General features: G+C 43.1%; 16 protein-coding genes. 3 read left to right on the top strand and 13 right to left on the bottom strand.

What is annotated here, in order from left to right; genetic code table 11:
* Positions 1-19: 19 nt before the first annotated feature.
* The 13 genes from L1286_RS02915 to L1286_RS02855 all read right to left on the bottom strand — a co-directional run bounded on the left by L1286_RS02915 (position 20) and on the right by L1286_RS02855 (position 11,219).
* Positions 20-466: a hypothetical protein gene (locus L1286_RS02915; protein WP_235405421.1), complete on the bottom strand. Its 447-nt coding sequence runs from the start codon at positions 464-466 to the stop codon at positions 20-22.
* 76 nt (positions 467-542) lie between these two features.
* The gene (locus L1286_RS02910; RefSeq protein ID WP_235405420.1) at positions 543-1,241 is read right to left on the bottom strand and encodes a sugar phosphate nucleotidyltransferase; all 699 of its coding nucleotides are present in this window, start codon (positions 1,239-1,241) and stop codon (positions 543-545) included.
* Entirely contained in the window at positions 1,232-2,314 is a 1,083-nt protein-coding gene (locus tag L1286_RS02905) for a GHMP family kinase ATP-binding protein (protein WP_235405419.1), read from the bottom strand. The genes L1286_RS02910 and L1286_RS02905 overlap by 10 nt, the downstream gene beginning before the upstream one ends.
* Positions 2,315-2,316: 2 nt before the next feature.
* Positions 2,317-3,636 (bottom strand): UDP-N-acetylglucosamine 2-epimerase, encoded by a 1,320-nt coding sequence (locus L1286_RS02900; RefSeq protein WP_235405418.1) that lies wholly within the window; start codon positions 3,634-3,636, stop codon positions 2,317-2,319.
* Positions 3,637-3,649: 13 nt separating this feature from the next.
* Positions 3,650-5,269 carry a hypothetical protein gene (locus tag L1286_RS02895; protein ID WP_235405417.1) on the bottom strand — a complete coding sequence of 540 codons (1,620 nt, stop codon included), beginning with the start codon at positions 5,267-5,269 and terminating at the stop codon, positions 3,650-3,652.
* A 63-nt stretch (positions 5,270-5,332) separates the two neighbouring features.
* Positions 5,333-5,494, bottom strand: a complete 162-nt coding sequence (locus tag L1286_RS02890; RefSeq protein WP_235405416.1) for a hypothetical protein — start codon at positions 5,492-5,494, stop codon at positions 5,333-5,335.
* Between the two features lie 18 nt (positions 5,495-5,512).
* Positions 5,513-5,677, bottom strand: coding sequence for a hypothetical protein (locus tag L1286_RS02885; RefSeq protein ID WP_235405415.1), 165 nt, complete (start codon positions 5,675-5,677; stop codon positions 5,513-5,515).
* A 24-nt stretch (positions 5,678-5,701) separates the two neighbouring features.
* Positions 5,702-5,866 (bottom strand): hypothetical protein, encoded by a 165-nt coding sequence (locus L1286_RS02880; protein ID WP_235405414.1) that lies wholly within the window; start codon positions 5,864-5,866, stop codon positions 5,702-5,704.
* Positions 5,867-5,899: 33 nt separating this feature from the next.
* Entirely contained in the window at positions 5,900-6,724 is an 825-nt protein-coding gene (locus tag L1286_RS02875; RefSeq protein ID WP_235405413.1) for a glycosyltransferase, read from the bottom strand.
* Between the two features lie 11 nt (positions 6,725-6,735).
* A complete protein-coding gene (locus L1286_RS02870; RefSeq protein WP_235405412.1) occupies positions 6,736-8,181 on the bottom strand; it encodes a glycosyltransferase family 4 protein in 1,446 nt (481 codons plus the stop codon).
* Complete coding sequence (locus L1286_RS02865; protein WP_235405411.1) at positions 8,181-9,149, bottom strand: polysaccharide deacetylase family protein; 969 nt, start codon at positions 9,147-9,149, stop codon at positions 8,181-8,183. Before L1286_RS02865 ends, L1286_RS02870 begins: the two co-directional genes overlap by 1 nt.
* Before the next feature lie 188 nt (positions 9,150-9,337).
* The gene (locus tag L1286_RS02860) at positions 9,338-10,714 is read right to left on the bottom strand and encodes a hypothetical protein (RefSeq protein WP_235405410.1); all 1,377 of its coding nucleotides are present in this window, start codon (positions 10,712-10,714) and stop codon (positions 9,338-9,340) included.
* A gap of 124 nt (positions 10,715-10,838) precedes the next feature.
* Entirely contained in the window at positions 10,839-11,219 is a 381-nt protein-coding gene (locus tag L1286_RS02855) for a hypothetical protein (RefSeq protein ID WP_235405409.1), read from the bottom strand.
* A gap of 331 nt (positions 11,220-11,550) precedes the next feature.
* On the opposite strand from L1286_RS02855, the gene L1286_RS02850 reads away from it, so the two are divergent.
* From L1286_RS02850 to L1286_RS02840, 3 genes are all read left to right on the top strand, one after another.
* Positions 11,551-12,447, top strand: coding sequence for a DMT family transporter (locus L1286_RS02850; RefSeq protein WP_235405408.1), 897 nt, complete (start codon positions 11,551-11,553; stop codon positions 12,445-12,447).
* Positions 12,448-12,695: 248 nt separating this feature from the next.
* Positions 12,696-13,181 (top strand): winged helix-turn-helix domain-containing protein, encoded by a 486-nt coding sequence (locus L1286_RS02845; protein WP_235405407.1) that lies wholly within the window; start codon positions 12,696-12,698, stop codon positions 13,179-13,181.
* Positions 13,182-13,444: 263 nt separating this feature from the next.
* Positions 13,445-13,903 (top strand): proteasome subunit alpha, encoded by a 459-nt coding sequence (locus tag L1286_RS02840; RefSeq protein ID WP_235405406.1) that lies wholly within the window; start codon positions 13,445-13,447, stop codon positions 13,901-13,903.
* Position 13,904 lies beyond the last annotated feature (1 nt).

The raw sequence follows: 13,904 nt of genomic DNA, 5'->3' as shown, positions 1-13,904 counted from the left end.
ACACATCTCGATTTAATGATCAAACTTTTATTTTGACGAAGCTACTGCCTTCCTCCAAGCCAAACTCACTTTTTAACTCGCTAAACAAAGCCTGTTTTTGTTCTTCATTCAAGCTATCAATGTCTTGCTCTTTGAGAGACTTTGACAGAAAATCAACGGCCTGCTCTAAATCAACAGCTGATGATGCTTGCCCTTTGAGTGGGTGACGGGGGGGCTTTACTCCTGCTAACTCCCCCACCGATTTTGCATCGAACCCAAGTTCAGACATGTGCTCGGCCAGTGCCTTGCTTGGCTGGATACCGGCTTCTTTGAAGGTTTCCACTATCGACTTGGCATCCTCCTCGCTTAGGTTTTGAGCGTCAAACTGCGCCAGCGTTGTTTTGACGGTATCTGACTGTTCACTTGTCAGCTTATTTTCTGGGCGTCCAAAGGACATGTTTTGATTATTGGATATTGCACCTATCATGATCACCACACACGCATGTTATTGACTCCCTCTAGTGTGTACACACAATGCGCAAAAAATGTGAAAGAGCGCTTTTTTAAAGGATATGTTTGAGTCTCAGTTGCGCTTTTTGATAGTCTTCAGGCGTACCAATATCGATAAATTCGGCATCATAGCTTTCACTATATAACGTGTGATTAGTAGCAAATTCAGATAAATACTGTTCAAAAGAGAAGGCAATACGGGGGGTACTTGTCATGAATTTAGCTTTGTTGATTAGGTACACTCCAGCATTGATATAGCCTGCACCTTGTTTTCCCTTTTCATGAAATTCAGTTACTTGGTGCGTGTTTGGGTCTATAGTTAAAGCGCCAAAACGGCTCAGATCTGGGACGTGGACAGCAGCAAGGCTGATGTCACTTTTGTTCATGACTTGCTGAGTGAAGTATTGGTAGTCAATATCAAAATAACAGTCTCCATTTAATACCAAGACATTTTCCTGCGTGCAAAATTGCAAGGCATGACGAATGGCACCACCGGTGCCAAGCGGCTGCATTTCTTGGCTCAAAGAGAACTTTGCATGGGCATGATTGATGCGTGCATAGTGTTCAAAGTGGTGATGCATATGCCCTGTAGCCAAAATTAAGTGGAGGTCATTGCCAAATGCTCTTTTTAGCGTGTGTAAAACAAGGTCAAAAAAGGGGCGATTGCCAATTGGGGCAAGGGGTTTGGGCAGGTCATTAACAACGGAGCTTAATCGCGTGCCTTTTCCACCAACTAATACAATTACGTCCATACACAGGGTTCCAGTGATAGGGTGGGCGTATTATGTTGTACAGTTCTTGCCTGAGCACCTTGTTGGACGATTTCCACCTCTACAATGTCCGTATTAAAAGTTTGTCGTATGTTCTCTTTTATCTGACCTGCCATTTTGTTTGGCAAAGCAAATAGCATAAACCCGCCACCCCCAGCGCCGCAGACTTTGCCAGCTAAAGCTCCTTGTGCCATAACATACTCGAACAAATGCGCAATGCTACTGGGTAGCACAGCTTCACCAAGTTGGTGCTTTTGCTTACTGGCCTCATTAAACAAAGACCAAAACTGCTCGAGATTATCACTCAATAGTGCTTGTGCCATAGGGATAACCGATGTTCTGATATTGTGCAAATAGTTTAGCCTAAGTGTGTTGCATTGTGTTATCTGTAATGATTGGGCTTCAATGGCTTCGCCCGGGCTACGTAAAACCTGACTGTCAATTAAGACTATTTGGGACTCAAGTGCACGGGAAGTTGGTTGACGCAGCGTGAGTGAGGTGACTTTGTTGTCATATTGACTCAAAAAAGAAAAATGATTAACGCCACCAAATGCTGCTGCGTATTGATCTTGCAGTCCCCCTTTGAGCTTCAATTTAGAGCGTTCAATGTCATAGGCTGTGCGTGCCAACATCTGAGGGTGGTTCGGGACCCCTAGCAGTTCACAAAACCCTTTAATTAAAGCTACTGTAAGTGCGGAGGAGGCGCCAAGTCCACTGCCAAAGCCGACTTCACTCCAAGTTTCTATTGCACATGGGATAAACTGTCCTTGGTTATGGTTTTCAACAAAATAAAGATATACCGCTTGTTGAATAGCCAATGACCCTTGCAAATTCAGCTGATTTAAATTTCTGGCATTAAAGTGCTCTCCAGAATCACGGCTGCGGATCAATAGTTGGTCTCCTCCTAGGGCAATTTGTCCATGGACATACAAGTTAATTGTGCAGTTGAGCACTTCACTGCCATAGAGATCGACATAAGGTGGAATGTCAGTCCCTCCGCCTGCGAGGCCAATGCGTAATGGCGCACGACACTGGACCATGTCTTTTTCAGTCATGTTTAATAGCCTTCGAGGGTGTCAATATGGCGTTTAACCTTGTTTTGATATCGAGCCAGACTAGCGGCGATGGTTTGTCCCACATCGTCGCCATAGAGTTTTTGAGCGGCGCTAGTTGGCCACACTTTTTGCGGTTCGTCAATGGCGAGCCGTAAGCCGGCATAGATAAATGCATCGTCTAAGGGGGGGAGTAATAGGTTCGATTGGCTATCTAACACGGTTTCTGGTCTATCGGTATTTGCGCGACACGTGAGCATGGGCACATTGAGCGTATGTAATTCCTCTTGTAGGCCACCGCTATCGCTGTATACAAAACGACAGTGTTTGCCAGTGACAAATTCCAAAACATGCTGATAACTCGGCCATAAAGGTTGGAAAACCACACCCGCCTCGCTGGCTTTTTCTAAGAGCGCGTCTAATTGGTATTTATCAATTGCACGGGTAAATGCATTGTATTTAACGAAGACAATTTGAATATGCTCAGACACAAGCTTTATCAACGCTTTTAATAGCGCCGTTAAAATTGGTTTAGTGAGGTTTTCACGGCGATGAATGTCGACCCGTATCCATGTTCCGTGCGCCAACTCAGGGAAGCATTGATAAATCGTTTTTTGCGGTTGTTGTTTACTTTGCAGTACGACGGCGTCGGCACTGAGTGAACCAACAATGTCGATATTTTCCGGGCTATAGCCTTCTTTAAGTAAGATGCGCTGGTTGCGCTCAATGGGAGCAAGCAGTAAATCGGAGACACAAGACGTTAATACAGTATCTATACCTTCAGGAAATGGCATATCACGATACCGTACCCAGTCACTCTGACGCTGTAACAATAGGTTTTCCCCTCGCAGGGATTGCCATGATGCTGGGCCCATACTGCGCAGGCCCGCTTCTACATGCACGGCTCGAACCCCGGTTGCTAGATACCAATATTGGGGCAGTAAATTAGAGGTGAGCGTATCACCAGAAACTACGGGGACCACGCAGGTGTTAGGAGCTAGCTCGGCAAAGTAGTGGGTCAGTTGCTCGACTGCCAGTGCCATACTGGCAGCCTTCTTGAGCATATTACCTGTGACATTTAAGTTGATGGCAATCTTATCTGTGATATCGAATAAAGTACCTGCTTCTGTCAGCACGGCATCATAATGTTGGCCACTTTCAATGATCAAGGTGCTGATATTTTGTTCTTCACAAGCGCGTACTAGAGAGGCCAGTTTTACGTAACAAGGCTTAGTTGCAATGACTATCATAAAAACAGGTCTACTGTTGCGATGTGCATCGTCAAAAACAGCTTTGACTTTGTGGTCTTGAATGTTGATTGCCATAAGTACTCCGTGATTAGGCCGCTACCATACTATGTTCTGCCAGTAACAATTCGATGTCTTGATAGGTGAGCTCGATGAGTTTTCGCATTGCATTAACCACGACATCAGAATGCGTTTGGTCAGAAAAACTAACAAACAAACGACCGCGACTTTTATTCCATTTTTCGTCCCAGTCTAGGGCCTGATAGCCTTTTATTACTGTGCGAAGGGATGCAACAGAGTTTATTAAATACGGCTTGATAAACGCAAGTTCATCTCGCTCCAAATGTATTTCTACCCCTATGGCATCTGGCAGCGTGAGAAACTCATAATGACATGCTCTTGGCCAGTGACGGGGGGCGATACGTCTAAAGTGCATAAAAGAACCCCGTGTTTGCCAGTTTTGGTCTGCATCCCTGTTATATTTTGCGATGATGTCTAAGAATTTTTCCGGTCGTTCTTTTTGTACTTTGTGTACCGAGAAGAGACCTTGAGCGATGACGTCCCAGGCGCTATCTATAGGGGTCGAATGGGTGTGTAGATTGTCTAAGTTGGCAGTATATGCCGTTAAATCTGGCTCGGTCTTCGCCATTAGCTGGCTGAGTAGCGTTTGTGAGCGGCGATAGTGTCCAAGGCCTAAAAATGCTTCTTGGAAATCCACTTGATGAAGTGAATTGTTCAGTATTTTATTTAAGGTATTCACGATTTCAATGGCGCAATTGACGTCTTTGTCGTCCACTTGATAGCCATCCAGTATTGCAAAGCCCATGACTTCTATCACGTGTCCAGCATAATAGACTTGATTTTCAATGAGATCAGACATCACCATGTCATTGCGCAGCTGGTCGAGCTGTTGCTTACTCTGTGTATCCGCAGGGTTTTCTATGAGTTTGACTGTTAGCCTTAATACACTTAGAAGAACGTACAGAATTTCCAATTGACTGGTTAAAAACAAGTTCGCATATGGTTTAAACTTTTCTAGTCCGGGTACCTTGGCGACCATCGCCAATACTCCCTCTGTGAGGTGAAATTTTCGACACACGGTATAGTCACCCACATAGTGGGCATGTACAGCTTGCACCATGAGCTGTTCGATATCAAATACTTGAGGCGCCCCATTGGGATCATAAAAAGTAAAATTGCGAGCGCTAATATGTGGATAGTAATTTGCGAGCGCAAATAGCATATGCCCGAGTTCAACCCCTTTGTTGGTCATGATCTGTGTTGATCCATTTAATAGGTCAGCAAAGGTGATGCCTGTTTTCGCAATATTAATCGTGGCGGGAACGCCTGCCATGGCAGAATACGCGAAAGTTTGCCAAGGGTGAAAGTCGCCTTCTGGGTCACACTGATAAATGTAAGGCTGTTTGTCTTTTTTAAAGTGGACAAAACCGGAGATTAAATCGGTTAAAGGGGTACCTTGGTAAGTGAGATTTCCCCAACCGTTAATAACATGACAAAGATGCGGCAATCCATCTCGCTCGACGATACTGTCTAGGTTTTCTGCGATGAGCTGATCTGAGATAGCCATCACCTGATTGGCAAGTGCAGCATCAAGTGTTTGAGTAGGTTCGATGCTGTTTTTAGTCTGACGAATAATTTCCCAGCACTCATCGCTAAGCTGAAGAGGTGACCAAGGAGTGATCTGTGACATGATAATGTGCCCCGATATTATTGTTATTAGAAGGAGGTGCTAGGCACCTCCAGAGGGTGAGTTTTACTTTTGAAGCTCTTGGTTGCAACAACCTTGAGTACAACAACCGCGGATCAATACTGGCTCATTTGCTAAATCTTTTTGAGTCACTTTTGTCGCTACGCCACCTGTGATGGCATCTAGGTCTTCAAGTGTCAGAGGCTTCATTTCTTGATTGTCTTTCATGTTATTTTCCTTTTTAGGTTAGAATGGTTGAGGAGGCTCATTACAGCAGCCTTGGGTACAACAACCCCGGATCAAAACAGGCTCTTTAGCAAGGCCTTGTTGATTCACTGTGGTTGTATCACCGCCAGCAATTGCATTGATTTCCTCAAGGGTTAATGGTTTCATTTGGTCGTTACTTTTCATGCCAAGTCCTTGGTGAAAATAAATTTAAAATATTTGAGGCGGTTCGTCACAACAGCCCTGGTTGCAACAACCGCGAATTAAAATTGGCTCATTTGTTAGGTCGTTTTTCTCGAATTTGTTTGCGCCACCGCCTACAATTGTTTCCATTTCTTCGAGTGATAAAGGCGTCATTTCTTCTATATTTTTCATTATTTTTCCTTAATTTATAATTTGCTAGCGTAGCTAGCGGTGTTGATGAACAGAGACGTACTGTTCAAATTGGTTACAGGTATCCTTATACAAACTGCCAAGAAACTGAGCACTGGCATATTTCTCTAGACAATAAGTAAAATTCTTATGATCGCTTTGGGTCCGGTTTAGGTTGCCCAAATTGCGCGTGCTATCGTCATGAGTAAGGTGTGTTGCGTTTCCAGTGAGTGTTTGGGTTAGGTTCAGCTTAGCTTTGAGGCGGACAACTAAGTCCAAATCTTCCCATCCCCAGTAGGTCATTTTCGAATCGAACCCTTCTATGGCAAGTAAATGTTGCTTTTTAGCCATGAGTAATCCTGGCGCAGCTCGAAGGTCGTTGCTGAGAGATGATTGATTGACGAGCACCTCGATAGGTTGCTGTGTGCCAATCGGTAAGGTCAATACTGTACGGGTTTGGCATTGTTGGTAAAAGTTGCTGCTGTTTTGAGGGAGTGACTCGGCAACAGATTCGAGGTTGGCAAAATGTGTATCAGATACTTGATGATAAAGCTCATTCAAAGCTGTATGAGATAAAACGACATCTGCATCTAGTACGAAAATAGTATCGTGTGCTGCATGGTGTATCCCCCAGTTTAAGGCGAAGGATTTATTGAAAAATGTTGTTAATATATGGACGACTTTTATTGTTAAGTGCTGGCAATGCTCAGTATCTAGTAAGGTTAACAATTGCTGCTGATCGCCCCCCATATTAACAACCAGTAACTCAAGTTCAGGCATGTGTGCAAACGCAGGTAAATTGTCGATCAGCGTCTGGCCCAATTCTGGGCGGTTTTTCCAAGGGATAATAATACTTATCATGGGTTTAATCTCTAGGCGAACACGACAAAACCATCAGCCAAAAGCTGCCAAATATGCGCTTGTGTTGAGGGATCAAAACGCGCAAGCTCGATAGGTGATGAGAGTTCATTGAGGATATGCTTTTGCTCAACAGAGAGTATTTTCTCTGCTGGCCAACATGGGTCATTTACAATGGTCCAGTGGTCTTGTTCAAGGTAGTCAACAGCAGTGACCTTTGGCGAGAGCGGGTGTTGCGCTTCTAGTGTGTGAGAAACATAAAACTGTGCCACGCTACTATAATTTTCGAAACCAAGCTCTACCGGTGGCAATAGACAAGGTACGTGATTGGTAATTGATTCACACTGGCCAACTTGCGCCAAATCGGCGCGATTATAGGCGTTGATGCAGTTTATTAGTCCAGACTCCAAGCGGGTCACAAAGTGCCCATAACGATAATGTTTAGCTGCATGAGCTTTGCAATTTTCAATCAGTTGAGAGTGTCTTTCGTGGTCATTGAAGACGTCTGTTAACCAATCAAATCCTGATTGATAGTTAAAGCGAATACCACCATGAGTAACCCATGTAGACATCAATTTACCTGTTTCATTGTCTACAACCGTATCTTTTAGCCCACCATAGCGGCATCCCAGTACAGGGGTTCCGGCTGCCATTGCTTCTATTGCGATATAGCCGAAGTTTTCATCCAATGAATTGGTGGGGTGAATCAAGACGTCCATAGCTGAAATGCTAGTGGCCAGCATGTCATCAGTCAGATTGCCAGCGGAGAAGGTGACGATATCATGGAGATCATAGTACGTAATTAAACGTTGAATATAGTCGGGGTATTGCTCTGTCATATAGGGGAGTACAGGGTAATCCACCCAATAGTTGCCAATGACTATGGCTTGAATGGCTTGTTCAGGAAAGGCCGCTTTGAGGTCTTTGACGTATTCTAAGAAGCGGTGCAAATTTTTTTGTGGCAAGAGTCTAGCGACGTGGCCAAGCACCCAGGTAGAAGAGGCAATGTCTAATTGTGCCTTGGCACTTTGCTTATCAGGGGCTTGCCAAAAAACGTCTGATACGGGCAAAGGGAGAAATATAATTTGTGGCTTAATGTTCGGGCAAAGTGCGTGAATCACATCAATGTCCGACTGGCAGTTGACAATAATGCCATCGCAAGCTCTCAGTTTGGGGAGGTGAGTTTGCAAAAACGCCGTGTCTAAAGTTGCACCGCCATGCAACGCCATAACCCGAGGAGGGCCTGATTGAAATTCAGCTTGCCACAAACGGTTTCCCGAAAAGTTAAGCAGTAAGTCAAGAGTGTCAATAGGGACTGGCTCTTGATCTAAATTGACCAGTGTCGCACCTGATTGGATCAATGCTGATAAATAAAAGTGCTTTGTTTTACCAACGCTGACCCAAAATTGCTCCCCCATCCCTGAGACGCCGATTTTGATATTGTTGATAGATTGGGACATTACAGCTTTCCTTTGTTAAGAGTGATTATGGCTTGCTGGTGTGCGTTAAATACGTCGCTCGACGGCTCAGGCTCTGTCGCCCAATTGACTTTATTATCTTGGGATTTATCCCACCGAAATAGCCAGTGAATACCAAACTTAAAGGCTTGTGTTGGCTGGGAATATATCGGGTTTTGCAAAGTGCTTTCTAAGCTTTGGAATTGGTAACCGCGCGATTGTAATGACGTTAAAATACTGTCTAGACTATCCGCGTTGAGTTGATTTACATGCAGCATTACTATGTGTGGTATTGGTTCGGCAAACAATTTTGTACTGACGTTTTCGTAAAAATCTAATCGGGTTTCAGTAAAAGCTAAATATTGTTGCTGATAAAACTCTGCCGCAGATACGTGTTTATTGCGAAGTTTGGCCGTATAGGGCGCGTCAAACACGTAATCTGCATTTTCCATTGTGACAGGTGCCAAGGTTAAGCCTAATTTCTTTAACCCGTGGTAGAGAGTATGTTGTGCTTTATTTGTTGCGCCAGTGTGTAAATAGGGGGGGCGAAAAAAACGTTGTGTTTGCTCACCAAGCACGTTTTGTGTTGTGGCCGCCCCTTTCTGAATGTCCGCTAGATAGGTGTTTAAATCAGTCTGGTGATAGGAAAGATGAGAGAATGTATGGTTACCTAGGGTGTGCCCTTGTTTTTTCCAAGCACTAAGCAATGAAGTCAGTAACTCCGGGTTATTTTTGAGGTGGCCCTCATTAACAAACCCTGTTGCTTTGATATTGTGTTTTTTGAGTATCGCAAGTAACTTATCATTGATCTGCTTGAGAGATTCCGCAGATACAGCAAATTCACCATGAATGGGCACATCATCAAAAGTAATCGAAATTTTCTTTTGATATTGAGGGCTTGCGCTCACACTCGTCATCGTTGTACACGCATATACGGCGATTGACGCAGTCATCATCTTTAAAATAGACATGAATACATTTCATTTTCCTTTGAGTTAATGAAATATAAACATGTTACAATTATTTTATCAATACGTGTTTTTGTGTTGTTTCTTTACTTTTTATCATGAACTGTCGCAGTGTTGTTGAAGATAAATACTATATCTAACAGTGATTAAGACAAAATCTAATGCGCTGCATTGTTGTGCTCAGTGCGCTGTTATTTGCCAATGTCGATAAAACTTAAGCCGGATAAGTTAAATGGCGAATCCAACGCGTCATTGTATCTATGTATGTCTGCAACTTGTTGTTCTGCGAAACGCTGCACGAGGATACCTACATTCCTGTCTACCCAGCTTTGCAGTGAATCTGAGCGCATAAAACTTTTAGGGTGCTGTGCCAAATCTTCCATTAACGTGTGCCAAATATCAAGCTGGCTTTTGGGGGGAGCGTCGAAAGTGAGTGCAGAGACTTCATTCATCCAGTCTAAACCGACTTGCTCATAAGCGTTTAACATATTGGAGTACAGCGCTTTCCTATCTCCTTCAGAGGTGAGTGCGTCGTGGTTTATTACGTACTCCCGCGAGCTGGTTTGTAAGTAGTGTTTGTGCTCGCGCCAGTCTAGCTGTTTGCTAACCAGGCTGAATACATTCGTATTATGCGTTTTATCAACGTCATTTAGCATTGCAAAAAAATTACCCTGTTCAAAGGGGCGAATCGTTTTTGCCATATCGATAATGCCGACATTGGTTTCATAGTTACTCTCGTCAATGTGTGCGTTGAGTTCAAGTAATTGCCCATCAGATAAGGTGTTGTCCAATAACATATTCGCATACTGAACAAGGTTGGCGCGTGTTTCCATGCCAAAACTTCTGGCAAAAGGATGGTGATTTTTATCATAGCGGTTTAGTAGTGCATTTTCTCTCCCTTCGGCGTCCAAAATGCCTGCTGGCGGGGCGTAGGATGAAAAGTCATTTGCTTCTCCTTGCTCAAGGAGATGGGACATCGTGTGTAAGGCACTTTTTAACGTCTCTTCGGACATATGGTTAAATTTATCGATCAGGGTTTCACTGAGATTATTAAACCTATTGGTTTTAGGATTAAACTCGGTAGTATTGACAACGATATCAGCAAACTTTGCGAGATCTTCATCACTGAGCTTTTTCGTGAGTGCTAACAGAGCTTGAGTCGGTTTTAAATGTTGAAATTTATGGCGTTGTGTCGGTGGTAGCCTATTGGCCTGCGCGATAAAGTCGTCAATTTCAGCTTTGTCGGTTAGTTCACCAAATTGAAAAGACTGATTTAAGTTGTCTGTTCCTAGTCCTGTTATCGTGACGTGTGGCGCTAAGTAGCTTTGCCCAAATCCAAAAAAAGTAGGGCGTGCTAAAGTCGCTTCAAGGTTTGCCGCTCTATTTGCGTGTTCTTCAGGGGATTCAAATGTAACAACATAGTCACTGTGTTCGTTCGCAGGCGATATAGGTGTATTTATTTTTTTGTGTGCCGCGTGGTCTTTGAGTGTAACACCATAATCGACTTGTGAGTGCAACTGAGACCGCTGGCGCACAATTTGAAGATGTGAAGTCAGCTTACCGATCATAACCTTTATCCTTAAGTTATCGACATTTAGCTTATTTTTCGACCGTGAGAGTCAAACCTTTAGGCGTATTCTTGAAGAATGACATTCAGCAAAGCCGTCGTTATTACAGAGTGAATGCAATGTGTCATTCAGCCTTTGATTGTTGCACGCGTAGGTGTTTAGACTGTGTGTAAAGCCTTAAGGTTAAGATCGTGACCGTACCAGCGACGATGGCACATAAGATATGATGAAGCACGAAGTGGCCGACTATAAACGCGGGAATGTCCTCAACCCCATCGATAAAATATGCTTTAATCAACAACCCTAGGTATGCGCTGATGTGGCCAAATAGTGCAATTTTAAATAGTCGTAAAAATTTGGCCCTGATCGTCGACACGATGCGAGGCCGATTAAACGTTAAGATTAGCATTGCGCAAAAACATACCATGATACTAACTAGGCCCAAGCCAAGGAGCGACGTTTTAATTAAAATAGCAGCGAAAATATAGGCAAGGATCATGTGCATCTTTGTTCATAAATATTTTAGCCGAAGAGGGTAAAAAAAGCGTTGTAAAATGTCTATCCGAAATACGTTGAAATGTTATCAGATTTTATTTGTTAATGGTGTTGACTCCAACAGCGTGTCAGTACATAGTAGGGGTTCTACTTATCAGGATTAAAAAGCGATAAAAATGAACCGACTAACTAATACATCACTAAATTTGTCGTGGCTAATTGTCACGTGGCTTAGTGTGTAGCGGTTAAGTCCTCTTACTAACCGCGACGGTAGATGCGGTTAGCCTGTATATTCCTTTCTTTCCCCGTTTATCGTCCAGTTCCATTAAGGATATAAACTAATGCCCGTGCAATTGTCCTATGCTTTTGTGGTTTTAATTTGGTCAACAACGCCCTTGGCGATTGTCTGGAGCAGTTCCACTATGGCGCCGACCACCAGTGTTTTACTTCGCATGGTATTGGCCCTCGTTTTAGCTGCGCTAATTATGGCGTGTAGCCGAATTCGAATGCAGTGGAGCAAAAAGGCATGGTTATTATATGCGTACTCTGGAGGTGGGATCCTAGTCGGTATGTTGTTTGCCTACATGGCATCACAAACTGTCCCGTCAGGTGTTATTTCTCTGATATTTGGCTTGGCACCGATTATTTCGGGTGTGCTGGCGCAAAAGCTATTGGGCGAGGAAAAATTTTCCTTTGTGAAAAAGTGCGCTTTAGGGTTGGCAATGCTCGGTATGTTGATGGTGTGCTATGCCCAATTACAGCAATTAAACTTAGATCCAATCGGCTTAGTCTATGTCCTCTGCGCGGTATTTAACTTTAGTTTAAGTGGGGTACTAATTAAGCGGGTTAAAATCGCGATACACCCAATGGCAACGACATTTGGCTCCCTATTGGTCGCGACTCCCGGATTTGTATTAATGTGGCTTTTAGCTGGCGCGCCTTTCGCGCTTGAGGCATGGAGTGCAAAGTCCATGTGGTCGACGCTGTACTTAGGTGTGTTTGGTTCTTTACTTGGCTTTTTGGCTTACTTTCACATTTTGCAGCACATGAAAGCAAGTACGGTTGCATTAACGACATTAATCACCCCAGGGTTCGCAATGACATTAGGCGCATTAATCAATGGTGAGCAGATAACCCTTTGGTTGTTTATTGGCGCGGTTACAATTATTTTAAGTTTGGCGATGTATCAGTTTGGCGGTATCGTTTTTGGGCAAACGAGCAAGCGAGCCAAACATTAATAATGACGCCATCATGTTATAAGTTGCGTTTTTAAGCGTTATATATAAATCAATATGCGTAAAGTGGATATATAACAAAGTGTTATATATCCACTTTGTTATAAAACCGTTACGTAGGTAAGTTGACTGTTTCACAACCACAAATTAAATTTATTCACGATATAGAGAAATAACAGGTTTAATTAACATCCTAGTTTGTGGTAAAAATAGTTACATTGGTGAAAATTATAATTATAAGCTTAGGGACAATGAAATTAGCATTCCAAGATTTTCAATTTGACTGTCAAGCATTGACACTTTCAAAAGATGGCCGAAAGATCTCTTTGAAAGAAAAACCAGCACAAATTCTCGCATTGCTGGTTACTCAACCAGAAAAAGTACATAGTAAGGGCGAAATCCTTGAGGTGGTCTGGCCTGGTAGAACGGTGACAGAGCAAGTCGTATTTCAAAATATTGGTCATTTACGCGCTTTATTTGGAGATGATGCAATTAAAACGTTTTCAAAAAAAGGGTACCAATGGCAACTCCCATTGGCTGCTGTAACTGAAGACAATGAGTCCGAAAATGCACCTGAACAACCCCTAAGTACAGAACCTAGCCCTTCACAGTCTTCTGAAAATACACCACAAGCAGACACTGTGGTTGTAAGTAAGCCATCCAATTTACCGTGGCCAATTGTAGCCCCTATTTTAGTTGCTGCAGCAGCAATTGTTGGATATTTAGCACTGACTTGATTTTTTGGTCTGTCAGAGAGTGTGGGCATGAAGTCAAACACATAATGTGTGTCTCGAGTTATTTGTCAAAATTCCAGTTGTGAAGCTGGATATCTGTGTGATATTGCTTTTTCATAGTGTAAAGTACGACTAAAGAAGGAACTTTAGTTGATATTCGCTATCCAAAAGTAGGTAATAATTTCCTGAATAAGGGCATAATTGTCCTGTTGTTAGCGATATTGTTAGGTTAGCTTAAGTGCTATTTGACATATAAGGAGTATTATTTGACTACGATAGCGTATCATCACCCCACACAAACCATCTGCGTCGACAGTTTAACTTCAACAGCAAAAACCATTGTTACTCACCATGCGCAAAAATGTCAGCCAGTTCACAATGGCTATGTTTTTGCTACAGGTAATTGTGCAGAGATTTATCACTTACTAAGTAATTGGCGAAAAAACTGTTTTGAAGCCATCGAATGTACCTTTTTCTTTATTGATAAAAGAGATAACGTGTTTTACGGAGAAATTAGGCACGGTAAACGCTTTATTGAGCCCTTGGAAGTAAATTGGGCCATTGGCTCGGGAGCAAACTGGGCTATCGCAGCGATGGATTTCGGCAAAAGTGCATTTGAAGCGGTGCAATATGCCTGTAAAAGAGATAAGTCCACGGGGGGACGCATCCATAGTTTTTGCATTAAAAATAAATCACGGTGGATGAAAAAGGCGTCAGCACATTAAA

Source organism: Pseudoalteromonas sp. SMS1, assembly GCF_021530565.1.
In the GTDB taxonomy this organism is placed as follows: domain Bacteria; phylum Pseudomonadota; class Gammaproteobacteria; order Enterobacterales; family Alteromonadaceae; genus Pseudoalteromonas.
This window is presented reverse-complemented; position numbering and strand designations above follow the sequence as displayed.

Excerpts from the sequence above, each read along its gene's own strand:
- L1286_RS02855 (WP_235405409.1), bottom strand. The coding sequence starts at position 11,219 with ATGCACATGATCCTTGCCTATATTTTCGCTGCTATTTTAATTAAAACG.
- L1286_RS02885 (WP_235405415.1), bottom strand. The coding sequence starts at position 5,677 with ATGAAAAGTAACGACCAAATGAAACCATTAACCCTTGAGGAAATCAAT.
- L1286_RS02850 (WP_235405408.1), top strand. The coding sequence starts at position 11,551 with ATGCCCGTGCAATTGTCCTATGCTTTTGTGGTTTTAATTTGGTCAACA.
- L1286_RS02870 (WP_235405412.1), bottom strand. The coding sequence starts at position 8,181 with ATGTCCCAATCTATCAACAATATCAAAATCGGCGTCTCAGGGATGGGG.
- L1286_RS02890 (WP_235405416.1), bottom strand. The coding sequence starts at position 5,494 with ATGAAAGACAATCAAGAAATGAAGCCTCTGACACTTGAAGACCTAGAT.
- L1286_RS02900 (WP_235405418.1), bottom strand. The coding sequence starts at position 3,636 with ATGGCAATCAACATTCAAGACCACAAAGTCAAAGCTGTTTTTGACGAT.
- L1286_RS02880 (WP_235405414.1), bottom strand. The coding sequence starts at position 5,866 with ATGAAAAATATAGAAGAAATGACGCCTTTATCACTCGAAGAAATGGAA.
- L1286_RS02845 (WP_235405407.1), top strand. The coding sequence starts at position 12,696 with ATGAAATTAGCATTCCAAGATTTTCAATTTGACTGTCAAGCATTGACA.
- L1286_RS02895 (WP_235405417.1), bottom strand. The coding sequence starts at position 5,269 with ATGTCACAGATCACTCCTTGGTCACCTCTTCAGCTTAGCGATGAGTGC.
- L1286_RS02860 (WP_235405410.1), bottom strand. The coding sequence starts at position 10,714 with ATGATCGGTAAGCTGACTTCACATCTTCAAATTGTGCGCCAGCGGTCT.
- L1286_RS02910 (WP_235405420.1), bottom strand. The coding sequence starts at position 1,241 with ATGGACGTAATTGTATTAGTTGGTGGAAAAGGCACGCGATTAAGCTCC.
- L1286_RS02865 (WP_235405411.1), bottom strand. The coding sequence starts at position 9,149 with ATGTCTATTTTAAAGATGATGACTGCGTCAATCGCCGTATATGCGTGT.
- L1286_RS02915 (WP_235405421.1), bottom strand. The coding sequence starts at position 466 with ATGATAGGTGCAATATCCAATAATCAAAACATGTCCTTTGGACGCCCA.
- L1286_RS02875 (WP_235405413.1), bottom strand. The coding sequence starts at position 6,724 with ATGATAAGTATTATTATCCCTTGGAAAAACCGCCCAGAATTGGGCCAG.
- L1286_RS02905 (WP_235405419.1), bottom strand. The coding sequence starts at position 2,314 with ATGACTGAAAAAGACATGGTCCAGTGTCGTGCGCCATTACGCATTGGC.